This window comes from Serratia quinivorans, assembly GCF_946227985.1.
GTDB lineage: Bacteria > Pseudomonadota > Gammaproteobacteria > Enterobacterales > Enterobacteriaceae > Serratia > Serratia quinivorans_A.
Genome location: NZ_CAMKGL010000007.1, coordinates 24,341 through 48,331, shown reverse-complemented (window position 1 = coordinate 48,331; position 23,991 = coordinate 24,341). Strand labels below are relative to the sequence as shown.

Annotated in this window: 26 protein-coding genes; 12 read left to right on the top strand and 14 right to left on the bottom strand. The window is 58.6% G+C overall.

What is annotated here, in order from left to right:
- Positions 1–6 precede the first annotated feature (6 nt).
- From OCH02_RS17380 to OCH02_RS17370, 3 genes are read right to left on the bottom strand one after another with little or no spacing between them, the layout of a single operon-like run.
- Complete coding sequence (locus OCH02_RS17380) at positions 7–549, bottom strand: 1,2-dihydroxy-3-keto-5-methylthiopentene dioxygenase (RefSeq protein WP_261432257.1); 543 nt, start codon at positions 547–549, stop codon at positions 7–9.
- Positions 546–1,235 (bottom strand): acireductone synthase, encoded by a 690-nt coding sequence (gene mtnC, locus OCH02_RS17375; protein WP_261432256.1) that lies wholly within the window; start codon positions 1,233–1,235, stop codon positions 546–548. Before mtnC ends, OCH02_RS17380 begins: the two co-directional genes overlap by 4 nt.
- On the bottom strand, positions 1,232–1,846 hold the full coding sequence (locus tag OCH02_RS17370; RefSeq protein WP_261432403.1) for a methylthioribulose 1-phosphate dehydratase: 615 nt from the start codon (positions 1,844–1,846) through the stop codon (positions 1,232–1,234). Before OCH02_RS17370 ends, mtnC begins: the two co-directional genes overlap by 4 nt.
- Before the next feature lie 160 nt (positions 1,847–2,006).
- On the opposite strand from OCH02_RS17370, the gene OCH02_RS17365 reads away from it, so the two are divergent.
- Together OCH02_RS17365 and OCH02_RS17360 are read left to right on the top strand one after the other, a co-directional pair.
- On the top strand, positions 2,007–3,167 hold the full coding sequence (locus tag OCH02_RS17365; RefSeq protein ID WP_261432255.1) for a pyridoxal phosphate-dependent aminotransferase: 1,161 nt from the start codon (positions 2,007–2,009) through the stop codon (positions 3,165–3,167).
- The gene (locus tag OCH02_RS17360; RefSeq protein ID WP_261432254.1) at positions 3,155–3,928 is read left to right on the top strand and encodes an amidohydrolase; all 774 of its coding nucleotides are present in this window, start codon (positions 3,155–3,157) and stop codon (positions 3,926–3,928) included. The genes OCH02_RS17365 and OCH02_RS17360 overlap by 13 nt, the downstream gene beginning before the upstream one ends.
- A gap of 45 nt (positions 3,929–3,973) precedes the next feature.
- Here OCH02_RS17360 and uraH read toward each other — a convergent pair whose 3' ends face one another.
- From uraH to OCH02_RS17315, 9 genes are all read right to left on the bottom strand, one after another.
- Complete coding sequence (gene uraH, locus OCH02_RS17355; protein WP_261432253.1) at positions 3,974–4,309, bottom strand: hydroxyisourate hydrolase; 336 nt, start codon at positions 4,307–4,309, stop codon at positions 3,974–3,976.
- On the bottom strand, positions 4,302–4,802 hold the full coding sequence (gene uraD, locus OCH02_RS17350; protein WP_261432252.1) for a 2-oxo-4-hydroxy-4-carboxy-5-ureidoimidazoline decarboxylase: 501 nt from the start codon (positions 4,800–4,802) through the stop codon (positions 4,302–4,304). Before uraD ends, uraH begins: the two co-directional genes overlap by 8 nt.
- On the bottom strand, positions 4,802–6,058 hold the full coding sequence (gene hpxK / locus OCH02_RS17345; RefSeq protein WP_261432402.1) for an allantoate amidohydrolase: 1,257 nt from the start codon (positions 6,056–6,058) through the stop codon (positions 4,802–4,804). The genes uraD and hpxK overlap by 1 nt, the downstream gene beginning before the upstream one ends.
- A complete protein-coding gene (locus OCH02_RS17340) occupies positions 6,058–7,299 on the bottom strand; it encodes a pyridoxal-phosphate-dependent aminotransferase family protein (protein ID WP_261432251.1) in 1,242 nt (413 codons plus the stop codon). The genes hpxK and OCH02_RS17340 overlap by 1 nt, the downstream gene beginning before the upstream one ends.
- A gap of 161 nt (positions 7,300–7,460) precedes the next feature.
- Complete coding sequence (locus tag OCH02_RS17335) at positions 7,461–8,204, bottom strand: amino acid ABC transporter ATP-binding protein (RefSeq protein ID WP_261432250.1); 744 nt, start codon at positions 8,202–8,204, stop codon at positions 7,461–7,463.
- A complete protein-coding gene (locus OCH02_RS17330) occupies positions 8,185–8,841 on the bottom strand; it encodes an amino acid ABC transporter permease (RefSeq protein WP_261432249.1) in 657 nt (218 codons plus the stop codon). Before OCH02_RS17330 ends, OCH02_RS17335 begins: the two co-directional genes overlap by 20 nt.
- The gene (locus tag OCH02_RS17325; RefSeq protein WP_261432248.1) at positions 8,841–9,506 is read right to left on the bottom strand and encodes an amino acid ABC transporter permease; all 666 of its coding nucleotides are present in this window, start codon (positions 9,504–9,506) and stop codon (positions 8,841–8,843) included. The genes OCH02_RS17330 and OCH02_RS17325 overlap by 1 nt, the downstream gene beginning before the upstream one ends.
- A gap of 12 nt (positions 9,507–9,518) precedes the next feature.
- Positions 9,519–10,310, bottom strand: a complete 792-nt coding sequence (locus OCH02_RS17320; protein ID WP_261432247.1) for a transporter substrate-binding domain-containing protein — start codon at positions 10,308–10,310, stop codon at positions 9,519–9,521.
- A gap of 218 nt (positions 10,311–10,528) precedes the next feature.
- Complete coding sequence (locus tag OCH02_RS17315) at positions 10,529–11,368, bottom strand: MurR/RpiR family transcriptional regulator (protein ID WP_261432246.1); 840 nt, start codon at positions 11,366–11,368, stop codon at positions 10,529–10,531.
- Positions 11,369–11,639: 271 nt separating this feature from the next.
- Here OCH02_RS17315 and OCH02_RS17310 point away from each other — a divergent pair, with 271 nt between their 5' ends.
- The 6 genes from OCH02_RS17310 to OCH02_RS17285 all read left to right on the top strand — a co-directional run bounded on the left by OCH02_RS17310 (position 11,640) and on the right by OCH02_RS17285 (position 15,872).
- A complete protein-coding gene (locus tag OCH02_RS17310; RefSeq protein WP_261432245.1) occupies positions 11,640–13,226 on the top strand; it encodes a gamma-glutamyltransferase family protein in 1,587 nt (528 codons plus the stop codon).
- 25 nt (positions 13,227–13,251) lie between these two features.
- Positions 13,252–13,443 carry an oxalurate catabolism protein HpxX gene (hpxX, locus tag OCH02_RS17305; protein WP_261432244.1) on the top strand — a complete coding sequence of 64 codons (192 nt, stop codon included), beginning with the start codon at positions 13,252–13,254 and terminating at the stop codon, positions 13,441–13,443.
- On the top strand, positions 13,440–14,840 hold the full coding sequence (locus OCH02_RS17300) for an AtzE family amidohydrolase (protein ID WP_261432243.1): 1,401 nt from the start codon (positions 13,440–13,442) through the stop codon (positions 14,838–14,840). Before hpxX ends, OCH02_RS17300 begins: the two co-directional genes overlap by 4 nt.
- Before the next feature lie 3 nt (positions 14,841–14,843).
- The gene (gene hpxZ / locus OCH02_RS17295; RefSeq protein ID WP_261432242.1) at positions 14,844–15,230 is read left to right on the top strand and encodes an oxalurate catabolism protein HpxZ; all 387 of its coding nucleotides are present in this window, start codon (positions 14,844–14,846) and stop codon (positions 15,228–15,230) included.
- Between the two features lie 85 nt (positions 15,231–15,315).
- Positions 15,316–15,594, top strand: a complete 279-nt coding sequence (locus OCH02_RS17290; protein ID WP_261108012.1) for a CopG family ribbon-helix-helix protein — start codon at positions 15,316–15,318, stop codon at positions 15,592–15,594.
- Entirely contained in the window at positions 15,582–15,872 is a 291-nt protein-coding gene (locus tag OCH02_RS17285) for a type II toxin-antitoxin system RelE/ParE family toxin (RefSeq protein ID WP_261432241.1), read from the top strand. Before OCH02_RS17290 ends, OCH02_RS17285 begins: the two co-directional genes overlap by 13 nt.
- 9 nt (positions 15,873–15,881) lie before the next feature.
- Here OCH02_RS17285 and OCH02_RS17280 read toward each other — a convergent pair whose 3' ends face one another.
- Both OCH02_RS17280 and OCH02_RS17275 read right to left on the bottom strand, forming a co-directional pair.
- Positions 15,882–16,766 (bottom strand): siderophore-interacting protein, encoded by an 885-nt coding sequence (locus OCH02_RS17280; protein WP_261432240.1) that lies wholly within the window; start codon positions 16,764–16,766, stop codon positions 15,882–15,884.
- A gap of 5 nt (positions 16,767–16,771) precedes the next feature.
- Positions 16,772–17,995 (bottom strand): MFS transporter, encoded by a 1,224-nt coding sequence (locus OCH02_RS17275; RefSeq protein ID WP_261432239.1) that lies wholly within the window; start codon positions 17,993–17,995, stop codon positions 16,772–16,774.
- Between the two features lie 137 nt (positions 17,996–18,132).
- Between OCH02_RS17275 and OCH02_RS17270 the strand changes: the two genes are divergently transcribed.
- From OCH02_RS17270 to OCH02_RS17255, 4 genes are read left to right on the top strand one after another with little or no spacing between them, the layout of a single operon-like run.
- Complete coding sequence (locus OCH02_RS17270) at positions 18,133–19,878, top strand: IucA/IucC family protein (protein ID WP_261432238.1); 1,746 nt, start codon at positions 18,133–18,135, stop codon at positions 19,876–19,878.
- On the top strand, positions 19,875–20,825 hold the full coding sequence (locus OCH02_RS17265) for a GNAT family N-acetyltransferase (RefSeq protein WP_261432237.1): 951 nt from the start codon (positions 19,875–19,877) through the stop codon (positions 20,823–20,825). The genes OCH02_RS17270 and OCH02_RS17265 overlap by 4 nt, the downstream gene beginning before the upstream one ends.
- Positions 20,822–22,570, top strand: coding sequence for an aerobactin synthase IucC (gene iucC, locus OCH02_RS17260; protein WP_261432236.1), 1,749 nt, complete (start codon positions 20,822–20,824; stop codon positions 22,568–22,570). Before OCH02_RS17265 ends, iucC begins: the two co-directional genes overlap by 4 nt.
- Positions 22,567–23,895: a lysine N(6)-hydroxylase/L-ornithine N(5)-oxygenase family protein gene (locus tag OCH02_RS17255; protein ID WP_261432234.1), complete on the top strand. Its 1,329-nt coding sequence runs from the start codon at positions 22,567–22,569 to the stop codon at positions 23,893–23,895. The genes iucC and OCH02_RS17255 overlap by 4 nt, the downstream gene beginning before the upstream one ends.
- Positions 23,896–23,991: the final 96 nt, after the last annotated feature.

The following is a 23,991-nucleotide window of genomic DNA, read 5'->3' as shown; positions in this document are numbered from 1 at the left end:
TAGCGCTCAGTCGAGACGCGGATAGGCATCGGCGATGTTATCGCCGGTGAAATGCGCCACCCAGCCTTCCGGGTTATCGAACACGCGGATCGCAGTGAAATTCGGTGCTGAGCCCATATCGAACCAATGGCGGGTATTGGCCGGCACCGAGATCAGATCGTTCTTCTCACACAGGATCTGGAAGATCTTGCCCTCCAGATGCAGGCAGAACAGCCCGGCCCCCTCGACAAAGAAACGCACTTCATCTTCGCCGTGGGTATGCTCGGACAAAAACTTGCTGCGCAACACTTCGCGCTGGGCATTATCCGGACGCATGCTGATCACATCCCAGCTCTGGTAGCCTTTCTCCGCCACCAAGCGGTCTATTTGATGCTGATAAGCGGCGATCACCGCTGCCGGATCCGGGTTTTCACCCAGCTCACGATCCGCCTGCCAGCGTTCAAAACGTACGCCAATCTGCGCCAGTTGCTGCTCAATGGCCTGCGCGTCACGGCTCTGCCACAGTGGCTGTTGCGGCTCTTTATCGCTGAAAATGGTCAATCCACTCATGAGGCAAACTCCCCTAAATCGATTTGATCAAAACGGTTAACCTGCGGATGCTGGCTTTGGTTATCGGCTTCATCGCGGATCAGTTGGCAGGTATGCCAACCAGCGGCACGCGCGGCGTCCAGTTCTTGATGAATGTCGGAAAGAAATAACAGTTCATCAGGTGCAATACCGATTTTACCGGCGATATTAAGGTACGAAGCGGTTTCACGCTTGGCACCGACGTGAGTATCAAAATAACCGCTGAACAACGGCTGCAGATCCCCGGCATCGCTGTAGCCGAACAGCAGCTTTTGCGCCTCCACCGAGCCGGAAGAATAGACGTACAGCCTCAGCCCCTGTTGCTGCCAGGCGGCCAACTGCGCGGCCACCTCGGGGTACAAATGCCCGCGAAAATCACCGTTCTGATAACCGCTGCGCCAAATGATACCTTGCAGCGCCTTCAGCGCGGTGGATTTGCGGTCTTCGTCCATAAAGCGGTACAGCGCGGCAATCAGTTGCTCAATATCCGCCTGCGGCTGGTCAAGCTCCTGGCGTAAGGCAGTCAGTGGCGCGGCGACTTCGGCATCTTCAGCGTGAAGACGGAGAAATGTGGCCAGACGTTCACGTGCGTAGGGAAACAGCACCTGATGAACGAAACGGATATCGCTGGTGGTGCCTTCAATGTCGGTAACGATGGCGCGGATCATTTGGCCTCCAGTAAACGGCGTTGCAGTTCGCACTGGAACAGGAATTCCAGCCCTTCAAGATGACGACGAGCTTCCGCGACCTGGCGGCCCCAGCAATACAGACCGTGGCCACGCACCAGAAAACCGTACTGCAACGGCGTGGCTTCGGCATGGGCTGCCACCCGCGCTGCTAATCGCGGAATATCCTGATCGTTATCGAAAATCGGGATCACCACGCTGTCCAGATGCGTAGTCTGTCCACCGAGTGATTTTTGCATTTCATAGCCCTGCAACACCAGCCCATCGCCGCGTTCCACCCGCGACAGCACGGTCGCATTCACCGAATGCGTATGCAGTACCGCGCCAATCTGTGGGTACAAACGGTAAATCAGGGTATGCAGACCGGTTTCCGCTGATGGCGTGCGGCCGCTCGGCACATGGTTGCCTGCGGTTTCCACCAGCAGGAAGTCAGTTTCGGTCAGGCTGCCCTTATCCTTGCCGGATTCGGTGACCAGACAATGTTGCTCATCGAGACGCAGCGACATATTGCCGCCGGTCGCCGGGCACCAGCCCTTTTCACCAATCCAGTGACAGGCCGACAATAACGCTTTAAGTTGCTGATTTTCAGTCATTAACATTTTTTGACCTGTAGGTTATAAGCAAATGATGCCTAGAATGATTTGATTAATAGTAAGACTTTTTCTTCATTTAGCCATCTAAGCGTCTTGATTGCCAAATACTAACATCGTGTTATATTGACGGCAACATAAGCGCCAGGAGTATTAGCCTACGATGAGCACTTCAGCACTGATCCCCGACAGTAAACTACCCGCGCTGGGCACCACTATTTTCACCCAGATGAGTGCGCTGGCGGCGCAGCATCAGGCAATCAACCTGTCGCAGGGCTTCCCCGATTTCGATGGCCCGGACTACCTGAAAGAACGTCTGGCCTGGCATGTCAGCCAGGGGGCGAACCAATATGCACCAATGACCGGCGTTGCCCCACTGCGCGAAGCCATCGCCGAGAAAACCGCTGCTCTGTACGGCTGGCTACCGGATGCCACTAACGAAGTCACCATCACGGCGGGTGCCACCGAGGCACTGTTCGCCGCCATCAGCGCGCTGGTGCGCCCCGGTGATGAAGTTGTCTGTTTTGATCCCAGCTACGACAGCTATGCGCCGGCGGTGACCCTATCCGGTGGCACGCTAAAACGCATTGCGTTGCAGCCCCCGGCGTTCAGCGTCGACTGGCAACAGTTCGGCAAGTTGCTGTCACCACGCACCCGGCTGGTGATCCTCAACACGCCGCACAATCCTTCTGCTACTGCCTGGCAGGCGGAAGATATGCAGCAACTGTGGCACGCCATTAGCGATCGCGAAATCTACGTGCTGAGTGATGAAGTCTACGAACACATTTGTTTCGCCAAAGGCGGCCATACCAGCGTATTGGCTCACCCGCAACTGCGGCAACGCGCCATCGCGGTGTCCTCTTTCGGTAAGACCTTCCACATGACCGGCTGGAAAGTAGGTTACTGCGTAGCACCGGCAGCGCTTAGCGCGGAAGTGCGCAAGGTGCATCAGTACCTGACCTTCTCGGTCAATACCCCGGCCCAGTTGGCGCTGGCGGATATGCTGCGCAGCGAGCCGGAACACTGGCAACAGCTGTCGGCATTTTATCGCGCCAAGCGCGATCGTTTTGTGCAGGCGCTGTCCAGCAGTCGACTGGAAATTTTGCCCTGCGAGGGTACATACTTCTTACTGGCAGATTACAGCGCCGTCTCCGATTTGGACGACGTGGCGTTCTGCCATTGGTTAACCGAGCACGTAGGCGTGGCGGCGATCCCGCTGTCGGTCTTCTGTGCCGATCCTTTCCCTCATAAATTGGTCCGGCTGTGCTTCGCTAAACAGGATGCCACGCTGGATGCGGCTGCGGAGCGGTTATGTCGACTTTAAAAATTACCCTGTTGCAGCAACCCCTGGTTTGGCGTGATGGCGAAGCCAACCTGCGGCATTTTGACGAGCTATTGGCGCCATTAAGCGGCCGCGACTTGATTGTACTGCCGGAGATGTTTACCACCGGTTTTGCCATGGATGCCGGAGAAAGCGCACTGCCGGAACAACAGGTTGTCGACTGGCTGCACGGTTGGGCGAGCAAAAGTAACGCTCTGGTCGGCGGCAGCGTGGCGCTGAAAACCGCCGAAGGCGCGGTTAACCGTTTTCTGCTGGTGGAGCCGAACGGCCGAGTGCATGCCTATGATAAGCGCCACCTGTTCCGCATGGCCGGTGAGCACCTGCACTATCAGGCAGGCAAAAAACGTGAAATTTTCGAGTGGCGCGGCTGGCGCATTCTGCCGCAAATCTGTTACGACCTGCGCTTCCCGGTGTGGTCACGCTATCAGCAGGATTACGATCTGGCGCTGTACGTCGCCAACTGGCCGGCCCCGCGCAGTAACCACTGGCAAACGCTGTTGGCGGCTCGCGCCATCGAGAATCAGGTGTATGTGGCCGGTTGTAACTGCGTCGGCGAAGACGGTAACGGCCTGAACTACAGCGGCGACAGCCTGATCCTCAGCCCGCAGGGAGAAACACTGGCCCAGGTGGAACCCGGTGCCGCCGCGCGGCTGGACGCCGAACTGTCACTGGAAAACCTGCAAAGCTACCGCAGCGCCTTCCCGGCCTGGCGTGATGCCGACAGCTTCCTGCGCCACGATTAATCATTGCGGGTGCGGTCCGCTGCACCCGTAACCTCAGGCTGGCATTTAACTGCCCCGGTAGGTTGAGTAGGAATACGGGCTGATGAGCAGCGGTAAATGGTAATGCTGCGCCGCATCCTGGATAACGAAATCGATAATTGCCGTGACGTACAGCGTTTCACGCAGGTCACGGGTAAAGTAAGCGCCGAGATCGGCAGACAGGCGGTAATGTCCGGCATCCAGACTGTCAGAAGTGAGATCACGCGCGCGGCCGTCAGCATCGGTCTGGCTTTCTGCCAGGGTTCGCCATAGCCCGTCCTGTTGATGTTCCAGCCACACCCGCACGCCCGCAGCAGGTTTACCGAGTGAGGTGTCCAGAATATGGGTGCTGATATTACTCATCGCTCAGTAGCTCCTTAAAACGCAGCATCGTGATTTCGCGCAGTTGTTCGGCCGTTTCCTGCCGTTCCTGCTCCGCACTGTTATTCAATCGCCGTTGCAACTCGCGCAGAATGCTCTGGCCGTCACGACCGGCGGCACGGATCAAAAACACCTGACCAAATTGCTGTTCATAGCGTCGATTGCCGACCCGCAGCGCTTCGCTCAGCTCTGCATCCTGCGCATTGACCGCCGCTTGTTCACGCTGCGAAAACTGCGCCTCTTGCCCCAGGCCTTTGGCACCTTCGCCGATACGCGGGTGCTGGGCCAGTGCCTGTCTTACCTCTTCCGGTTGCCAGCGCAATGCCGCTTGCCAGGCCACCGCCAGCGCGGCATCAACACTGCTGAATGGCCGCGCTACCACCACCGCCGCAATCCAGGCCGCAATGTCCACGCAGGGCCGCAGTAACAGCTCCGCTTGCGCCTCCGGTAACTGATTAAATCGCTGCAGACTCATCAGCCCTCCTCCCAACTGCCAACCGTATGGCAGTAAGCCTGGATCGCCAGCGCCACATCGGACTGGCTGACGGCTTCGGCCGGATGGTGGCTGATGCCGCGATCGCAGCGGACAAACAGCATACCCACCGGCCAACAGGCCGCTACGGCAATAGCATCATGCCCGGCACCGCTCGGCAACGCCATGCTGCGCCCCTGAACCGCCATCACGCCCTGCTGCCAGCGCTGTTGCAAATTTGCATCACAGGCCGTTGCATTTATGCGGTAAAACTCTTCACTGTCAAAACGCAGTCCCCGACGGGTACAGATCGCCTGCGCCTGTTCCAGCAACTGCGTCAACAACGCCGCCAGCGCGCCATCTTCAGGCCCACGCACGTCCAGCGACAGCCTGACCTCACCGGGGATCACATTCACCGCCCCCGGCAGGCTTTCAATCCGGCCAACGGTAGCCACCAGGTGCCGATTGGCGGCCGAGGTGATCGCTTCTACCGCCACCATCCATTCCGCCGCCGCCGCCAACGCATCTTTGCGTTGCCCCATCGGTACGGTACCGGCATGCCCAGCCTGGCCGGTAAAGGTACAGTTAAGCCGACGGGCACCGTTAATGGCCGTCACCACCCCCAAAGCCAAATCGGCGGCCTCCAGGCACGGCCCCTGTTCAATATGCAATTCCAGATAGCCACAAATATCACCGGGTGATCGCCGCGCTTCACCGACGGCTGCCGGATCCAGCCCAAACTCACGTAACGCCTGTGCCACGCTGATGCCGTCGGCATCGGTGCGTTGCAGCCAGTCGGCCGGCCACTGCCCGCTGATGCCCCGGCTGCCCAACAGGGCGATACTAAAACGTGTGCCCTCTTCATCGGCAAAACCAATCACCTCTACCGCCACCGGCAAACGCCGCTGCTGCCGATGTAAATGCGCCACCACTTCCAGCGCGGTCAACACGCCGAGCATGCCGTCATAGCGCCCGGCGTTGCGTACCGTATCCAGATGCGAACCGAGTAGCAGTGCGGGGGCATTGGGCGTTTGGCCTTCATAGCGGCCACAGAGGTTGCCGACGCTGTCCTGCCAGACCTTCATGCCGATAGTGCGCATCCAGTCGCCGACCAGTTGGTTGGCTCGCTGATGCTCCGGCGACAGGTAGACCCGCGTCAACTGGCCCGGCGTGGCGCTGATCGCCGCCAGCGCATCGCAGCGGGCCATCACCCGTGCTGCGGCCTGCTCCGCCTCCTGGGCGGTTAACAGCGCGGCCATCAATGGCTGCCGTCGTCGTAGGTATTCCATGCCGCCTGCAGCGCTTCGCCCTGTTTGCTGGCGAAACCCAACCGGTTCAACACCGCCTCCAGTGCTGTCAGCGTCTGCAGTACGCAGTCTTTACGCGCGTTATAGCCCATGGTGCCGATGCGCCAGATTTTACCCTGCAGCGGGCCGAACGAGGTGCCGATCTCAATGGCGAAGTCGTTCAGCATCATCTGGCGTACCTGCTCGCCATGAACCTGCTGCGGGATCACCACGCCAAGCACATTATTCATTCGATTATCAAGGCTGCCAAAGACTTCCAGCCCCATGCCTTGAATCCCGGCCAGCATGGCCGCGCCGTGCAGCTTATGACGGGCGATGGCGTTATCCAGCCCTTCTTCCAGCAGAACTCTGGCGCACTCGCGCGCGGCAAACAGCATGCTGGTGGCTTCGGTATGGTGGTTCAGGCGCTCCGGGCCCCAATAATCCATGATCATGCCGAGATCGAAATAGTTGGAGTAGATCATCTCGTCCTCACCATCGGCGTGATCGAGGGTGCGAATACCCTGCTCCACGCATTTGCGACGGCGAACAATCTCTTCAAACTGCGGGCTGAGCGTGACCGGCGAACTGCCCGATGGGCCGCCCAGGCATTTCTGCAGACCGGCGGAGACCGCATCCAGTCCCCAGGCGTCGGTTTCCAGCGGGTTACCGCCAAAGGAAGCAGTGGCATCAGTGTAAAACAGCACGCCGTGACGGCGGCAGATATCACCCAGTTGATCCAGCGGCTGCAGCATGGTGGTGGAGGTATCGCCCTGCACCGTCAACAGCAGGCGCGGGCGCACTTTCTTGATCGCGTCTTCAATCTGGTCGGCACTGAATACTTCGCCCCAAGGTACCTCGATACTGTGTACTTCGGCGCGGCAGCGGCGGGCTATCTCACACAATAGATGGCCAAAACGACCAAATACCGGCACCAGCACCTTGTCACCAGGACGAATGGAGGAAACCAGCATGGCTTCTATACCGGCGCGAGAAGTGCCGTCCACCAGCAGGGTCCAGCGGTTTTCGGTACGGAACAATGCGCGGTACAGTTCCATTACCTGATTCATGTACCCGGTCATCGCCGGATCGTACTGACCAATCAACTGGCTCGACATGGCACGCAGCACGCGCGGATCCGCGTTGATCGGCCCCGGCCCCATCAACAGGCGGGCGGGTGGATTAATCTGATCGAATTGGGTGATATCTAACATGTTAATTCCTTACCAGCTTAATATTCCCTTCATCTTTCAAGTTGCAGATGCGTTGGCTTTCCTCGCTCGCCCTGGCCACGTACTACCTGTACGCTCCCAGGGACTTGCTGCGTTGCCGCCTTTCTGCATCTTGAAATCTATTGGGTAGAGATTTACGCTTATCAGTGCTCAGACAGGCCGCGAACCGATGCAATAAACTGTTTTAATTCCTGCGTTTGCGGATTGGCGAACAGCGTGCGGCTATCGCCCTGCTCCCAGACCTTGCCCTGGTGCATAAACACCACCCGGTCACCGACCTCACGGGCAAAGTTCATTTCATGGGTCACCAGGATCAGCGTCATGCCCTCTTTGGCCAGCTGTTCCAGCACTTTCAGCACTTCGCCCACCAGTTCAGGATCCAACGCCGAGGTAATTTCGTCACACAGCAACACTTTCGGGTTCATCGCCAACGCCCGGGCAATCGCCACCCGCTGCTGCTGGCCACCGGAAAGGTTGGCCGGTGAGTAATGCATGCGCTCACTCAACCCAACCTTGTTCAACATCTCTTCCGCCAGCTCGCGGCATTCGGACGGGCTTTTTTTCAGCACCCGACGCGGCGCCAGCATCACGTTCTCCAGCGCGGTCATATGCGGGAATAAATTGAAGTTCTGGAACACCATGCCAATGGAGCGACTGATTTCACGCGCTTGCGAATCGCGATCGGTCACCGTCATACCGCCCAGTTTGATACTGCCCTCCTGATAACCTTCCAGCCCGTTGATGCAGCGTAACAAGGTGCTTTTGCCGGAGCCGCTGCGGCCAATGATCGAAATCACCTGGCCCATGTCGATATCCAGATCCACGCCCTTCAGTACATGGTTCTGACCGTAATATTTTTGAACCTGATTAATTGTGATGAGCGGCATGGAATTTCTTCTCCAGATAATGACTGTAGCGCGACAGCGGATAACACATCAGGAAATAGCCCAACGCGACCAGGCCAAAAACTTTAAAGGGTTGATAAGTAACATTGTTCAGCATGGTGCCGGCCTTGGTCAGTTCGACAAAACCGATGATCGACGCCAGTGCGGTCCCCTTGATCACCTGAACCGAAAAGCCGACGGTAGGTGCAATGGCGATACGCACGGCCTGCGGCACAATTACCCGTACCAGCGTCTGGCCAAAACTCAGCCCCAGACAGCGCGACGCTTCCCACTGGCCTTTCGGCAGTGCGGCGATGCTGCCGGACCAGATATCCACCAGAAAAGCGCTGGTGAATAACGTCAGCGCCAATGCGGCCGCGGTCCAGGGGCTAACATCTATGCCGAACAGTGCCAGTCCAAAAAAGGCCAGGAACAGCTGCATCAGCAGCGGCGTGCCCTGAAACAGCTCGGAATAACCGCGAACAAACCGCAGCGCCCACTTCCCTTTACTCAGGCGCAGCAATAACAGCGGCAGCGTCACCAGGGTGCCGCCCAAAAATGCCGTCAGCGACAACAGTAAGGTCCAGCGTGCCGCCAGCAGCAGGTTGCGCACAATGTCCCAGTCGGTAAAAGTCAGCATCAGCTCTGGCTCCCTAGAAAACGGCGTCCGGCGGCCAGCAACAGCTGGCGCATCAGTATGGATAACAGCAGGTAAAGGAGCGCCGTCACCAGATACACCTCAAAACTGAGGAAGGTACGGGACTGGATCAGGTTGGCGGCGAAGGTCAACTCTTCGAACGACACCTGCGACACCACCGATGACCCCAGCATGACGATAATGCACTGGCTGACCAACGCCGGATAAATCCGCTGCAGTGACGGTGGCAGCACGATGCGCAAAAAAGTCTGGCTACGGCTGAGGCCCAGCACCCTGCCGGCCTCCCACTGGCCTTTCGGCGTCACCTGAATACCGGCACGAATAATCTCGGTGCTGTAGGCCCCCAGGTTAATCACCATTGCCAGCAGCGCCGCCTGACCGGCGGTCAGTTTCCAACCCAGGCTCGGTAGGCCGAAGACGATGAAGAACAGTTGCACCACGAACGGCGTATTGCGCACCACCTCAACGTAAATGCCCCAAACGCGACTCACCAGGTTAGCCTTGCCGCTGCGGATCGCCGCACCACAAATCCCCAGCGCCACCCCGATCAACGTGGCCAGAGCCGTTAGTTCAATGGTGGTCAACAAACCGGCCAGCAACTCGGGCAGGTAAGGCCACAGGGCGGGAAAGTTCAGCTGATAGGTCATCAGGCGTCCCCGTTATGCGCCGAAGTTGGCAGGCAGCGGCGCTTTGAGCCATTTCTCGGACAGGCCATTAAGGGTGTTATCCTTCAATGCCTGTTCAATCAGTTGGTCCACTTTCGCTTTCAACGCCGGCTCCCCCAGACGTAGCCCAACGAAGCAGGGGGAATCTTTCAGCATAAATTTGGCCACCGGTGCCTTGCTCGGATTCTGCCGCGCAATGGCGCTCACCACCAGATTGCCGGTAGCGATGTATTGCACCTGACCGGACAGATAGGCCGACAGCGTGGTGTTGTTGTCTTCATAGCGCTTGATCTGCGTGCCCTTTGGCGCGGTGTCGCTTAGCACCATGTCTTCCACCGCCCCTCGCGTGACGCCGATGGTTTTACCATTCAGCTGCGTGGCGTCTGCCAGCGCCGACTCTTTCGGGCCAAATACCCCCAGGAAGAACGGCGCATAAGTGCGGCTGAAGGCGATCGCCTTCTCGCGTTCCGCGTTTTTGCCCAGGCTGGAAATCACCAGATCAACCTTGTTGGTCTGCAGATAAGGCACGCGGTTGGCGCTGGTGACCGGCACCAGCTGCAACTTAAGTTTCATCTGGTCGGCCAGATACTGCGCCATATCGATGTCATAACCCTGTGGCTGCAGATCGGTGCCCACGGAGCCGAACGGCGGGAAGTCCTGCGGCACCGCTACCCGCAACACGCCGCGCTGCTGGATTTCCTGCAGTTGATCCGCCATCGCCGAAGCGGCCTGAGCCATCAACAGCACTGCACCTAATGCCACTACGCCGATTTTCTTGAAGTTCATAGACTATCCCCGATGATGAAATGATGAAACAAAAGATTCCTTGATCACAACTCTGCAACTAATGTGCCAACAAGCAGCATCGGAAACGATCGGCTTTAGTGCCGCTAAGTTAGGGGATTAAGATGGGAATTTCCCTGTCAACGCGATGACAGGGTGAATGAATAAAGTGAGCAATTTGCGCACCATCAAAGTGCGAAAGCACCAAAATGGCGCTGGGATCAGCGCTGCTCCAGCTCATCCAAACCAGCATACAGGTCTGCGATTTGATGAATTCGTTGCCGCCCTTGCGCCAGCGTCTCATGCAGCAGAGCATTGCTGAGCAGGTTGGCCAGACTCATGGCAGCGGAATAGCTGTCAAAGGCGGAAACGCTGTCGAGCGGTGCCGCCAGATGCCAGTTGGCCAGCGGGATCAACGCCTGTGCCTGGGGTTCACACACCAGCAGTGTCGGCACCTGTTGAACCTGCAACTGCATCAATAACGCCCGCACCTGGCGCGGTCGGCGGCGAAACGCCACCACTATCGCGACATCTCGCAGGTCTAGATCCACCAGCTCTTCCGCCAGTGTCTGACCCGGCTGTGGCACCAGTAACACCTGATCACGCACCTGCATCAGTTGCTGGCGCAGGTGCATCGCCACCGGATAGCTGTTGCGAAACCCCATCAACACCACCCGGCGAGCCTGCACCAAAGCAGCAATCACTGCGTTGAACTGGTCAGCATCAATATGGTTAACCCACTGGGTAAGGTTAGCCATTTCCTGCTTGTAGTGGCGTGCCAGCAGGGTATTGCCCTGCACCGCGTCACGGTTATCGGTCAGCGGCATACCGCTCTGGCGCAGTGTACGCAATTCGTCACGCATCGCGCGGTAGCTCGGGTAGCCCAGGCGTTTGAACAAGCGACTGACGGTGGCTTTGGATACCCCGCTCAGCCGCGCCAGTTCAGCGCTGTTGTAGCTGATCAGGTCATCAAAGTGATCGAAAATAAAATCGGCCACCCGTTGTTCCTGCGGCGTGAGCTGCGGATATTCCCCGCGCAGGCGTTCATCAATCTGCTGCATTGCTACTCCTGCTTTCCCCAATAGATTTCAAAGTGCAGCCAGGCGGCAACCAAGCAAGTCCCCAGAAGCTTAATCAACTAAGTGACTGGGGTGAGCGAGGGAAGCCAACGCCGCAGCAATATGAAATATGACGGGGATTGTAACCTTTGTTTCAGCGGAACATAACACGGCCAATCCACCCGCTGGCAAGCGATTATTGTCCTGGCGGAAAACATGGAACGTCTCTTGCTTGTGTTTGAGGCAGACGCTGACCTCAAACAAGGGCCAAGAAATGATTAACAGCAACACCGCGCCATTGGGCATGGCCGTCACGCCGCACCACCTCGCCAGCGAAAGCGCATTGGCGATACTGCGCAAAGGCGGCAACGCGATTGAAGCCATGGTCGCCGCCGCCGCTACCATCGCCGTGGTCTACCCGCATATGAACGGCCTGGGGGGCGATGGTTTCTGGCTGATCGTGCCACCGCAGGGTGACCCGGTGGCCATCGACGCCAGCGGCGCAGCCGGCTCTCTGGCCACGCTGGATTTTTACGCCGGGGAAAGTCACATTCCCCATCGGGGACCCAAAGCCGCACTGACCGTCGCCGGTACCGTCGGGGGCTGGCAGGAAGCACTGGATTACTCCGCTGAACTGGGCGGCGAACAGTTGCCGTTGCCGCGCCTGCTGGCCGATGCAATTCGCTACGCCGCAGACGGTATTCCGGTCACCGCCTCGCAGGAGGCGGCTACCCGCAGCAAATATCATGAGCTGGCAGAACGAGAGCATTTTGCCCGCACCTACCTGCCGCACGGTGAGATTCCTCACGCCGGACAGCGTTTCTGCCAGCCACAGTTGGCGGAGACTCTGATTACCCTGGCCGAACAGGGGTTGGACAGCTTCTATCGCGGCCGATTGGCAGAGAACATGGCGGCGGATATGGCCAGGCTGGGCATGCCGCTCACTGCGCAGGATCTGGCGGATTATCGGCCACGCCGCCGCACGCCGCTGCGGCTGGAGCATCAGAAAGGTGAAATCTTTAACCTGACGCCGCCGACTCAGGGCCTGGTATCGCTGGCGATCCTCGGGCTGACCGACCGTCTGCCGCTTGCCAGCCGCAGTGAAGGCGCGGTGGTGCATGGCATCGTCGAGGCCACCAAACTGGCTTTCGGCCTGCGTGACCAATTCATCACCGATCCGCGTCAAATGACGCAGGATCCGCAGGCGTTGCTGACGGCCGAACATCTGGATGCGCTGGCCAGGCGCATCGATCCTGAACACGCCGCCCCCTGGGGTAAAGGCAAAGGGCCGGGCGATACCGTGTGGATGGGGGTGATGGACAGCAGCGGTCTGGCGGTGTCCTTTATTCAAAGCATTTATCACGAATTCGGCAGCGGCGTGGTACTGCCGCAAAGTGGCGTGCTGTGGCAAAACCGTGGCGCGTCCTTCAGCCTGAATGCCGCGCACCTGCTGGCATTGGCGCCGGGTAAACAACCTTTCCATACCTTGAACCCGGCAGCTGCACGCCTGTATGACGGGCGTACCCTGGTGTACGGCTCGATGGGCGGCGACGGCCAGCCGCAAACCCAGGCGGCGGTGTTTGTCCGCCATGTGGTGCAGGGGCTGCCGCTGCAACAGGCGATCAGCGCGCCGCGCTGGCTGCTCGGCCGCACCTGGGGTGAAAGCTCCGACTCATTAAAACTGGAGGGGCGCTTTAGCCAAGAAACCCTGACCTACCTGCGTCAACGCGGCCATGAGGTAGAACTGTTAGCGGATTTCAGCGAGGCGGTCGGCCACGCCGGCGCCATTGTTCGCCATACTAACGGCATGCTCGAAGGCGCTTTTGATCCACGCAGCAACGGCAGCGCCGCCGGCTTCTAGCCGCTCTCTCAATAAGGGGATCCCCATGAACCATCCACCTGCCACCGACTGGGCGGCTTATATCAGCCAGATGGAGAACATACTGGCCCTGGAATTGAATGACGCACGCCGTCAGGAACTGCTGCTCCAATTCAACCGCATCGCCGCAATGGCAGAGCCGCTGATGGCCCTGCCGCTCGATCAACGTCTGGAAGTTGCCGGGGTATATCGAGCATGAGTCCGATAAGCGCACTGTCGATCGCCGAGATCCGCGCCGCCCTGATGCAGGGCGCGATTTCTGCCCGCGAGATAGCCCAGCAAACGCTGGATAATATCGACACCCAAAATCCCTCGCTGAACGCCTATACCCACGTCACCCGCGAACGAATGCTGACGGAGGCCGATCTCCTCGATCGTGCCCGCGCCAAAGGGCAAAGGCTACCCAGCCTGGCGGCCATTCCTTATGCGGTGAAAAATCTGTTCGATATCACCGGCGAAACCACCCTGGCCGGTGCCAGCCTGTTGTGCGACAACCCGCCAGCCAAACAGGATGCCTGGGTAGTGAACAAGCTGGCGGCACAGGGCGCGCTGCTCTCCGGCATGCTGAATATGGACGCCTATGCCTACGGTTTCACCACCGAAAACAGCCACTACGGCGCGACGCGTAACCCACACGACACCTCGCGTATTGCCGGGGGTTCCTCTGGTGGTTCAGCGGCTGCGGTCGCCGCCGGGCTGGTAACATTTTCACTCGGCAGCGATACCAACGGATCAATACGCGTCCCCGCTTCGCTGTGCGGCATTTTCGGGCTGAAGCCGACCTTTGGCCGCCTGTCACGCAGCGGCAGCCAGCCGTTTGTCGCCAGTCTGGATCATGTCGGCCCCTTTGCCCGGCGGGTGCGCGATCTGGCCGCGGTGTATGACGTGATGCAGGGCACCGATATCGAAGACCGCTTCCAGGCGGAAAAACCGATCACCCAAACCGAATCGCTGCTGCCGCGTGGTCAACAAGGGTTGCGTTGCGCAGTGCTGGCCGGCTATTTCCAGCAATGGTGCAATGACGACGCCAAAGCGGCGGTGCAGCAGGTCGCTCAGGCGCTGGAGGCCATCACCGAAGTCGAACTGCCACAGGCTGAACTGGCGCGTTCGGCGGCGTTTATTCTCACTGCCGCCGAGGGAGGTAACCAGTATCTGCCGCAGTTGCGCAGCCAACCTGAGCGCTTTGAACCGCTGTCGCGCGAACGGTTACTTGCCGGTGCCATGCTGCCCGCCGCCTGGTACCTGCAGGCACAACGTTTCCGCACCCATTTCCAGCAGCGGGTATTGCCGCTGTTTGAACACTGGGACATCCTGATCGCCCCGGCCACGCCGTGCAGCGCAACGGTCATTGGTCAGGAAACTATGCGTATCAACGGCACCGACCTGCCGATCCGCGCCAGCATGGGCATGTTGACACAGCCGATATCCTTCCTCGGCCTGCCGGTGGTGACGGTGCCGCTGAAAACCGCGGCGGGGCTACCGATCGGCCTGCAGCTTATCGCACCGCCATGGCGTGAGGATCTGGCGCTGCGAGCCGCCTATGCGCTGGAGCAACGCGGCGTAGCTACCTGTGTTTTACCGGGGAAACAGGATTAACTGATGAAGAGTGAATATATCGATCGGCCGGCAGTGCTGGCAGAAGTGAACGCCGCCTTTTATCGTTACGAACAGGCGCTGACTGGCAATGATATTGACGTATTGGACGAGCTGTTTTGGCACGATGGGCGCACCGTCCGTTATGGTGCGACGGAGAATTTGTACGGTATCGAACAGATCCGCGACTTCCGCCAACAGCGGCCATCAAAAGGGCTGGATCGCGTGCTGGAAAACACCGTCATCACCACCTACGGTGACGATATGGCCGTCGCCAGCACCGAATTCCGCCGCCCTGGCAGCGACAGCCTAGGCCGTCAGATGCAAACCTGGGTCAAATTGCCCTGCGGCTGGCGCATCGTCGCCGCGCATGTGAGTTTGATGGCGGAATAATTGCGACTGAACAAAAATTGGACAGCTCGATGCAGCCCGCCGTATAGTAGCCAAAGGTATTACCTTTAGCTAACTGGGACGACCAATGACAAGTGCAACATCGATAAAAATTGATGAACAACTGAAGCAGCGGATACAGGAAATTGCGGCTACACGTCAGCGCAGCGCACACTGGATAATGCGTGAGGCGATCCGTGAATATGTCGAACGAGAAGAAAAACGCGAAGCGTTGCGCAAAGATGCGTTACAGGCATGGGAAGCCTATCAGGCAAATGGTAAACATCTGTCTCAGGAAGAGGCCAATAATTGGCTCGCCGACCTGGAAAAAGGTGACGATACGGAGATCCCGGAGTGCCACAACTGATATGGACGCCTGCAGCGCTACAAGATATTCAGCGATTGTATCGATTTCTGGCGGAGAAAGACCTCAACTCGGCAAAACGGGCGGTTGTCACTATCCGTCGTAGCATCAATATCCTGGCTCACCAGCCACAGGTAGGCCGTCCGATAGAAGAGATGGATACGGAATTTAGAGAATGGCCCATCGATTTTGGCAACACTGGTTATATCGCGCTGTATCATTTTGATGGCAACACCGCAGTACTGCTGGCGGTACGCCACCAAAGTGAAGCCGGTTATTGAGGGATTAACTCAACACCAATAGGCCATAAAGTTAACGGTGGAACGGTCCAAATCGCGTTCGCCAATCAAATAACGGCGCAACGCCTTCACCGCTGAAGATTCTGCCGCGACCCAGGCGTAGAAGCTTTTCGCCCCTTCGGCCCGTTCCCACAGCAGGTCGCCACCCAGGCTGTTTTCGGTCAGCGATTGTGACTGCGTACGCGCCGACGCCGGAATATTCACCCGCTGGCGCACCGATTCCACCAGCAAGGTGCCGTGCATCTGCTGATGCCCCACGTCACGCGGTAACCAATACACCTCGGCAAACGGGAAGCGGTCCATATTCAGGCAGTCACCTGCGACCGGTACTTCAAAGAACGCCTGTACCCGTGGCGGATTGGCCTGCTGCGCCAACTGTTCCAAAATCCCCACGGCCGCCGGCACTGCAGTTTCATCGGCGATCAGCAGTGCCTGTTGCAAGGCGCTCGGCGGTGACCATTCATAGCCGCCGCTGTCGCCATCAAAATCGGCATTGGGCGCAACCGCCTGCAGGGTATCACCCGGTTTGGCCTCGGTCGCCCAGGCGGAAGCCGGGCCGTTGACGCCATGCAACACAAACTCGACGTCCATCTGATGGAGTTCAGTGCGCAAGGCTCGCAGCGTGTAAGTACGCATCACCGGGCGCTGCTCTTTCGGTATCGCCATATAAAGACGATACCAGTCGTCGCTGTTTTCCAGACAGGAAAGTTGACCATTCTCGGCCGGGAACAACAGTTTGATGCGCTGATCCGGCGCCTCCAGCTTCATGCGGTGGACGTCCGGTCCTTCGAAAACGCAGCGCAGTAAGGAAGGCGATACGTTTTCTTTTACTTTCAGTGTGATATCAAAAACTCTGTAGCTTGATGCGCCGGACATAGCTGTTACTCTCCCGCAGAATTTACCCTGACACGGTGCTGGCACCACAGCCAGCCGCTGATACCGCCCAACAGCACCGCCATCGTCAGAGCCGCCGCAATCAGCTGCGACTCACCATAAAACCTGGCCACCACCGGCACCATCAGCGCGCTCAGACCGTAACCCAGCGTGTGGCTGGTGGCGATGGCTCCCGACCCTTTGCCGGTGGACAATTTATCGTTCAGCAACAGCTGGTAGCCCGGTGTCGCCATAGCCGCGCCAAAGGAGGCCAGCGCACAACCGGCATAGAACAACGCCAGCGGCTCAGCGCACATCAGGCCCAGCCCGACCACCATCAATACCGCTGCAAGCAGCAGCAGTTGTGATGCGCTAAAGCGCTGCGGGCGCACCACCAGAAACTGTGCCAACAAGGTACAACCCGCCGCTACGCTCAACAGCACCGCCACATGATGGCTGACGCTGGTGGCAGAGTGGCTGAATAAACGGCTCAAATGCGGCGCCAACCCGAGTTGCATCAGGCTGACCGAGGCCGCCAACAGGACCGCGCACAGCAAATAAGGCAGCATATTGAGGCGCAGCCGATTTTGCTGATGAGCCACCGGTGGCAAAGGCGGATCGTTATGCTGGCGGCATATCACCAGCAAGGCGATTAATGGCGCAATCGCCATCAGCCACAGCGGTGCCATCGGATGAATCGACAACGCCAGCGCGGCGCACAAGGGCCCTAGCAGCCGCCCGCAGCTCAGCCCGGAGCTGATGGTCGCCAACGCCGACATACGTTGCTCATAACCGGCCCGCTGCAGGGCCCAGGTCTGACTGGCAGGCACCATGCCGGACACCGTCAAGCCATAGATAATCCGTGCCACAATCAGGCCGCCCAAACCCGGCATTGGCGAAAGCCAACCGGCCGCCAGCCCCCAAACCGCCAGTGCCAGCAAGGCAAAACTGAACAAATACCCTGCGAGCGCCATGGTGACCACAAACTTGCAGCCGCGAATTTCCGACTGCTTGCCCCACCACGGCGAGCCGACCAGAAACAACATTGAGCCGAGCGTTAATAGCCCGGCCCAGACGGAAAGCGACAGATGAGTCATGCTGACCAACACCGGCAATGCCACCAGCAGGCCGTTTTGCCCGATGCCCAACAACCCGGCACAAAGCGCCAGCGGCCAGTTGGAAGGAGACGTATTCCCAATTGTCGGTGATTTAGGGGGAGAAGAAATATGCATCAAACGTAAATTTACCGTTAATAAAATTATAAGGTTATGTTCAATTCATTGAAAAATTGTATCATAGGACGATTGATAACAATAAATATTATTGATATAAGAATCATTCTCAATTGATTCAACAGTGAAATGGGATCATGACAATCCAGTTTGAAACCGCGACGACCGACGTGGCTGCACAATGTTTTCTCAACGCATTGATGCGTGAAACCCGGGACTGGCAAATCGTTCCGGCGGCCAGCCACCAACAGTATCCGCAACTGCACATTCCACTTTCGTCTTCTCAGGCTATTCGCATCGCTTTACGCCATACCTCCCCCACTCAGCATCACCAGTACCTGTTCCCCGCTTATTTGTATCAGCAGGATGACGGTGCAGGGGTTGCGCTGAGCGTGGAACAGCTTATCTCCTTGCTGTTGGAAAAACCGGCGGTAAAAGGCGAACTGTCGGATGAAGTGGTGGCCCGCTTCCGTCAGCGAGTGCTGGAGAGTCATGACAACACCCAGCAGGCGATCGATATTCGTCTCGATTGGCCCGCGCTGCGCGACAAGCCGTTGAACTTCGCCCAGGCGGAGCAGGGCCTGCTGGTGGGGCACGCCTTCCACCCGGCACCGAAGTCTCATGAGTCATTCAACCAACAGCAGGCGCACCGCTATCTGCCGGATTTTGCCGCCAGCTTCCCGCTGCGTTGGTTTGCCGTCGATAAACGCCAACTGTGCGGCGACAGCCTGAACCTGACGCTGCAGCAGCGTCTGCAACGTTTTGCCGCCGAAAGTGCCCCGCAGCTGTTGGCACACTTTAGCGATAACGTCTGGCTGCTGCCGATGCATCCCTGGCAGGCCGACCATTTACTGACGCAGAGCTGGTGCCAGGATCTGGTGACCCAGGGCCTGCTGTGCGATCTGGGCGAAGCCGGCGAACGCTGGCTGCCTACCAGTTCTTCGCGTTCGCTGTACAGCGCCAGTAACCGTGACATGATCAAATTCTCCCTTAGCGTGCGCCTGACCAACTCGGTGCGCACCCTGTCGGTAAAAGAAGTGAAGCGTGGGATCCGCCTGGCGCGTCTGGCGCAAACTCCACGCTGGCAACAGTTGCAGGCGCGCTATCCAACCTTCCGCGTAATGCAGGAAGACGGCTGGGCCGGTCTTCGCTCGGCTGACGGCACCATCCAGGAAGAAAGCCTGATGGCGCTGCGCGATAACCTGCTGTTCGAGCAGCCGCAAAGCCAGACCAACGTGTTGGTGACGCTGACCCAGGCCGCACCGGATGGCGGCGACAGTCTGCTGGCTGCCGCGGTGCGCCGTTTGGCCAGCCGCCTGAACCTGCCGTTGCAACAAGCCGCCCACACCTGGCTGGATGCCTACTGCCAACAGGTATTGCTGCCGCTGTTCAGCACCGAAGCCGATTACGGGCTGGTGCTGCTGGCTCACCAGCAAAACATTTTGGTAGAGATGCAGCAGGACCTGCCGATCGGCATGCTGTATCGCGACTGCCAGGGCAGTGGTTTTACCCGTGACGCCGGCCCCTGGCTGGAAGAAATTGGCGAAGCCGATGCGGAAAACCGCTTCAGCGAGCAACAGTTGCTGCGCTACTTCCCTTACTACCTGTTGGTCAACTCCAGCCTGGCGGTCACCGCCGCACTGGCTGCGGCCGGTTTCGACAGTGAAGAGGCATTGATGGCCCGGGTACGCGACGCACTGAGCGGCCTGCGCGCCAGCGCCAAAAACACCCTGTGCCTGGACTACGTGCTCGACAGCAGCCACTGGAACTGCAAAGGCAACTTCTTCTGTTACCTGCACGACCATAACGAAAACACCATCGTTGATCCGGCGGTGATTTACTTCGATTTCGTTAACCCGCTGCGCCAGGGGGCCGCCCAATGATACCGCACGCCAAACTGATGCATACCGGCAACGGTTTTCGCTGTGAACGGCTGGAACGGGAGCTGCAGCTGGGTCTCGGTCTCGACGGTAGCGCCGTGCTGCACTATCCGGGCCCGCTGCCACAAGGCTGGCTGGTTCAAGCGTTAGACCAGTTACTGGTGGCCGCGCCACAGCTCAGCGGCGTCACGTTGCCTTACGCGCAATGGCGTGAAGAACCGCAGGCGCAGGCGCTGTTCGCGTTGGCCAGCGGTGACTATCTGGCACGTGAAACCTTTTATCAGTTGCCGCTGTGGCTGATGGCTGAACGCAACCGCGCCTCCGGCCAGATGCAGTATGACGCCGAACGCAGCCTGTGGTACCCACAGCGCCCGGCGCGTCCCAACGGTGAGGTGTATCGCCGTTACGATCCGCAGTTGAAGAAAACCCTCAGTTTCCGCCTGCCGGAAGTGGAACGCGACGCCGAACAGTTCACCCGCTGGATGAATTCACCGCGCGTTGACGCCTTCTGGGAAATGAGCGGCCCGCTCGAAACCCAGGCCGCCTACCTGCAGCGTCAACTGGACTCCAGCTACTGCTACCCGCTGCTGGGTTGCTTTGACGATCGCCCGTTCGGCTATTTCGAAGTCTATTGGGCCCCCGAAGATCGCATTGGCCGTCACTACCGTTGGCAACCCTTCGATCGTGGGCTGCACATGTTGGTGGGTGAAGAAGACTGCCGCGGTGCGCAGTACATCCGCAGTTGGCTGCGCGGCCTGACGCATTATTTGTACCTGGACGAGCCACGCACCACGCGAGTGGTCGCCGAGCCGCGTGCCGACAACCAACGCCTGTTCCGTCATCTGCCTGCCGCCGGTTATCACACCCTTAAAGAGTTTGATTTCCCACATAAGCGTTCGCGTTTGATCGTGAATAAGCGTGCCGAATTCTTCCAGGAGACCTGCGTATGATGACCCCAGATTACGCCGACTGGCAGCGCGTTAACCGCCAGATGATCGCCAAGATCCTCGCCGAGCTGGAATACGAGCGCGCGCTGCAGGCCGAACAGCACGACGAACAATGGCACATTGCGCTGGGCGACGCCCACTACCGCTTTCGCGCCGAACGCGGCATCTGGGGCTGGCTGCACATCGATCCTGCTACGCTGGCCTGCGATCAATCGCCGTTAGCCGCCGACCAAACGCTGCGCCAACTGGCACAGGTGTTGAAGATGGACGATGCGCAGGTCGCCGAACATCTGGAAGACCTGTACGCCACGTTGCGCGGCGATATGCAGTTGTTGTCTGCCCGTCACGGCATGAGTGCGCAGGATCTGATCGCGCTGGACGCCGATAAGCTGCAATGCCTGCTGGCCGGACATCCCAAGTTTATCTTTAATAAAGGTCGTCGTGGCTGGGGCCTGACCGCGCTGCAGCAGTATGCCCCGGAATACCAGGGCCAGTTCCGCCTGCACTGGGTGGCGGCCAAGCGTGGCAGCTTCGTCTGGTGTGCTGATGAAGAATATCCGCTGACCCAGCTGCTCGATAGCGCCATGGACAGCGCCGAACGCCAGCGCTTCGACCACCGCTGGCGTGAACTGAAACTGACCCATGACTGGATCCCGGTGCCCCTGCATCCGTGGCAGTGGCAGCAAAAGATCGCTCTGCACTTCCTGCCGCAGTTGGCCGAAGGTGAACTGGTGGAGTTGGGGGAATTTGGTGACAACTATTTGGCACAGCAATCGTTGCGTACCCTGACCAATATCAGCCGCCGCTCCGCCTTCGACATCAAGCTGCCGCTGACCATTTACAACACCTCGTGCTATCGAGGTATTCCTGGCAAGTATATCAGCGCCGGGCCGGCCGCTTCCCGCTGGCTGCAGCAGATCTTTTCCGAAGACAGCACGCTGCGTGCCAGCGGCGCCGAAATCCTGGGTGAACCGGCGGCGGGTTATATGACCCACCCAACCTACGCATCCCTGACCAAAGCCCCCTACCGCTATCAGGAAATGCTTGGCGTGATCTGGCGTGAGAACCCTTCATGCTATCTGCAAGAAGGTGAGCAAGCCATTTTGATGGCGACGCTGATGGAAACCGACAACCATGGCCAGCCGCTGATCGCCGCCTATATTGCTCGCTCCGGCCTGAGCGCTGAAGCCTGGCTGCAACAGATGTTCAGCGTGGTGGTGTTGCCGATGTATCACCTGATGTGCCGCTACGGCGTGGCGCTGATCGCCCACGGGCAGAACATCACGCTGGTGATGAAAGACCACGTGCCGCAGCGCGTGCTGCTTAAAGACTTCCAGGGAGATATGCGCCTGGTGGATAAGGACTTCCCCGAAGCGGCGACGCTGCCAACAGTAGTGAAGGACGTCACCGTACGTCTGTCCGCCGACTACCTGATCCATGACTTGCAAACCGGGCATTTCGTCACCGTGTTGCGCTTTATCTCACCGCTGATGCAGGCCTGCGGAGTCAGTGAACCCCGTTTCTATCAGCTGCTGGCGCAGGTGCTGGAAGGCTATATGGCACGGCACCCGGAGATGGCGGAACGTTTTGCCCTGTTTGATCTGTTTAAACCACACATCATTCGCGTGGTGCTCAACCCGGTGAAACTTACCTACTCGGAGCAGGATGGCGGCAACCGTATGTTGCCAAACTATCTGCAGGATCTGGATAACCCTCTTTACCTGGTCACCAAGGAGTTTGCCCAATGAATCAGCCCCTGGATTTCATCGGCATTGGCGTAGGTCCGTTCAACCTCAGTATTGCCGCACTCGGCAGCGAAGTTGCCGGTTTTAACAGTAAATTTCTCGAGCGCAAACCGCACTTTTCCTGGCACCCCGGCATGATGGTGCCGGATTGCCATATGCAGACCAGTTTCCTCAAGGATCTGGTCAGCGCGGTATCGCCAACCAATCCCTACAGCTTTATTAACTATCTGGTGAAACGGAAGAAATTTTACCGTTTCCTGACCACCGAACTGCGCACGGTGTCGCGCGAAGAGTTTGCCGACTACCTCGACTGGGCCGCCAATGGCCTGAAGTCGCTCGAGTTCAGCCAGGATATTCAAAGCGTGGACTTTGACGACCAGCAGCGGCTGTTTGTCGTCACCACCCAGCGCGCCACCTACCGGGCACGCCACGTCTGTCTGGGCATCGGCAAACGCATCAAGCTGCCGGACTGCGTGACCGAACAAAACGATCGCTGCTTCCATGCCAGCGAGATGACGTTGCGTAACCCGGATCTGACCGGCAAGCGCGTCACCATCGTCGGCGGCGGCCAGAGTGGTGCCGATCTGTTCCTGAACATCTTCCGCGCCGAGTGGGGCCAACCGGCGCAGTTGAACTGGATCTCGCGTCGCAACAACTATAACGCCCTGGATGAAGCCGCTTTCGCCAACGAGTACTTCACCCCGGACTACGTTGACAGCTTCTATGGCCTTAACGACGGCGCCAAACAGCGCATGCTGACCGAACAGAAGATGACCTCTGACGGCATCACCAGCGACTCGCTGTTAGCAATTTACCGGGCGATGTACCACCAGTTCGAAGTGCTGCGCGAAAAGCCCTGGGCACGCCTGTTACCCAGCCGCTCGCTGGCGGCCATCCAGGCCGCAGGCAACGGCTGGCAGTTAGTGACCCACCATCATCTCGATCAGGGCAAAGAAACCTTCGATACCGATGTGGTGATCTTCGCCACCGGCTATCAGCAGGATCGCCCGGCGTTCCTTGAACCGCTGGCGGACCGTCTGTTAACCAGCGCCGATGACCAATACCGCGTGGCCCCCGACTTCACCCTGGAGTGGCAAGGCCCCAGCGAAAATTGCCTGTTTGCGGTTAACGCCGGTATGCACAGTCACGGCATCGCCGAACCCCAGCTCAGCCTGATGGCCTGGCGTTCGGCTCGTATTCTCAACCGGGCTTTAGGACGCGACCAGTTCGATTTAACGTCCACCCCGGCGGTGATCCAATGGCGCAGCCAGCAACCGGGCACCCCAGCCCGAGCGGCACACGCCATGCTCAATTACACCGAGTTTTAACTCTACCTTATAGCTTTCAAGTTGCAGCCAGGCGGCCAGCTAACTCATCCCCAGGCGCTTACTTTAGTAAGTAACTGGGGTGAGTTAGTGCAGGTA

What these genes read in the sequence shown, in the direction of transcription:
- OCH02_RS17370 (WP_261432403.1), bottom strand. Translation starts at nt 1,846, where the DNA reads ATGACTGAAAATCAGCAACTTAAAGCGTTATTGTCGGCCTGTCACTGG.
- mtnC (WP_261432256.1), bottom strand. Translation starts at nt 1,235, where the DNA reads ATGATCCGCGCCATCGTTACCGACATTGAAGGCACCACCAGCGATATC.
- hpxZ (WP_261432242.1), top strand. Translation starts at nt 14,844, where the DNA reads ATGAAGAGTGAATATATCGATCGGCCGGCAGTGCTGGCAGAAGTGAAC.
- uraH (WP_261432253.1), bottom strand. Translation starts at nt 4,309, where the DNA reads ATGAGTAATATCAGCACCCATATTCTGGACACCTCACTCGGTAAACCT.
- OCH02_RS17270 (WP_261432238.1), top strand. Translation starts at nt 18,133, where the DNA reads ATGACAATCCAGTTTGAAACCGCGACGACCGACGTGGCTGCACAATGT.
- OCH02_RS17290 (WP_261108012.1), top strand. Translation starts at nt 15,316, where the DNA reads ATGACAAGTGCAACATCGATAAAAATTGATGAACAACTGAAGCAGCGG.
- hpxK (WP_261432402.1), bottom strand. Translation starts at nt 6,058, where the DNA reads ATGGCCGCGCTGTTAACCGCCCAGGAGGCGGAGCAGGCCGCAGCACGG.
- OCH02_RS17280 (WP_261432240.1), bottom strand. Translation starts at nt 16,766, where the DNA reads ATGTCCGGCGCATCAAGCTACAGAGTTTTTGATATCACACTGAAAGTA.
- OCH02_RS17275 (WP_261432239.1), bottom strand. Translation starts at nt 17,995, where the DNA reads ATGCATATTTCTTCTCCCCCTAAATCACCGACAATTGGGAATACGTCT.
- OCH02_RS17340 (WP_261432251.1), bottom strand. Translation starts at nt 7,299, where the DNA reads ATGTTAGATATCACCCAATTCGATCAGATTAATCCACCCGCCCGCCTG.
- OCH02_RS17300 (WP_261432243.1), top strand. Translation starts at nt 13,440, where the DNA reads ATGAGTCCGATAAGCGCACTGTCGATCGCCGAGATCCGCGCCGCCCTG.
- OCH02_RS17335 (WP_261432250.1), bottom strand. Translation starts at nt 8,204, where the DNA reads ATGCCGCTCATCACAATTAATCAGGTTCAAAAATATTACGGTCAGAAC.
- OCH02_RS17315 (WP_261432246.1), bottom strand. Translation starts at nt 11,368, where the DNA reads ATGCAGCAGATTGATGAACGCCTGCGCGGGGAATATCCGCAGCTCACG.
- OCH02_RS17265 (WP_261432237.1), top strand. Translation starts at nt 19,875, where the DNA reads ATGATACCGCACGCCAAACTGATGCATACCGGCAACGGTTTTCGCTGT.
- OCH02_RS17360 (WP_261432254.1), top strand. Translation starts at nt 3,155, where the DNA reads ATGTCGACTTTAAAAATTACCCTGTTGCAGCAACCCCTGGTTTGGCGT.
- OCH02_RS17330 (WP_261432249.1), bottom strand. Translation starts at nt 8,841, where the DNA reads ATGCTGACTTTTACCGACTGGGACATTGTGCGCAACCTGCTGCTGGCG.
- OCH02_RS17310 (WP_261432245.1), top strand. Translation starts at nt 11,640, where the DNA reads ATGATTAACAGCAACACCGCGCCATTGGGCATGGCCGTCACGCCGCAC.
- OCH02_RS17365 (WP_261432255.1), top strand. Translation starts at nt 2,007, where the DNA reads ATGAGCACTTCAGCACTGATCCCCGACAGTAAACTACCCGCGCTGGGC.
- OCH02_RS17320 (WP_261432247.1), bottom strand. Translation starts at nt 10,310, where the DNA reads ATGAACTTCAAGAAAATCGGCGTAGTGGCATTAGGTGCAGTGCTGTTG.
- OCH02_RS17380 (WP_261432257.1), bottom strand. Translation starts at nt 549, where the DNA reads ATGAGTGGATTGACCATTTTCAGCGATAAAGAGCCGCAACAGCCACTG.
- hpxX (WP_261432244.1), top strand. Translation starts at nt 13,252, where the DNA reads ATGAACCATCCACCTGCCACCGACTGGGCGGCTTATATCAGCCAGATG.
- iucC (WP_261432236.1), top strand. Translation starts at nt 20,822, where the DNA reads ATGATGACCCCAGATTACGCCGACTGGCAGCGCGTTAACCGCCAGATG.
- OCH02_RS17255 (WP_261432234.1), top strand. Translation starts at nt 22,567, where the DNA reads ATGAATCAGCCCCTGGATTTCATCGGCATTGGCGTAGGTCCGTTCAAC.
- uraD (WP_261432252.1), bottom strand. Translation starts at nt 4,802, where the DNA reads ATGAGTCTGCAGCGATTTAATCAGTTACCGGAGGCGCAAGCGGAGCTG.
- OCH02_RS17325 (WP_261432248.1), bottom strand. Translation starts at nt 9,506, where the DNA reads ATGACCTATCAGCTGAACTTTCCCGCCCTGTGGCCTTACCTGCCCGAG.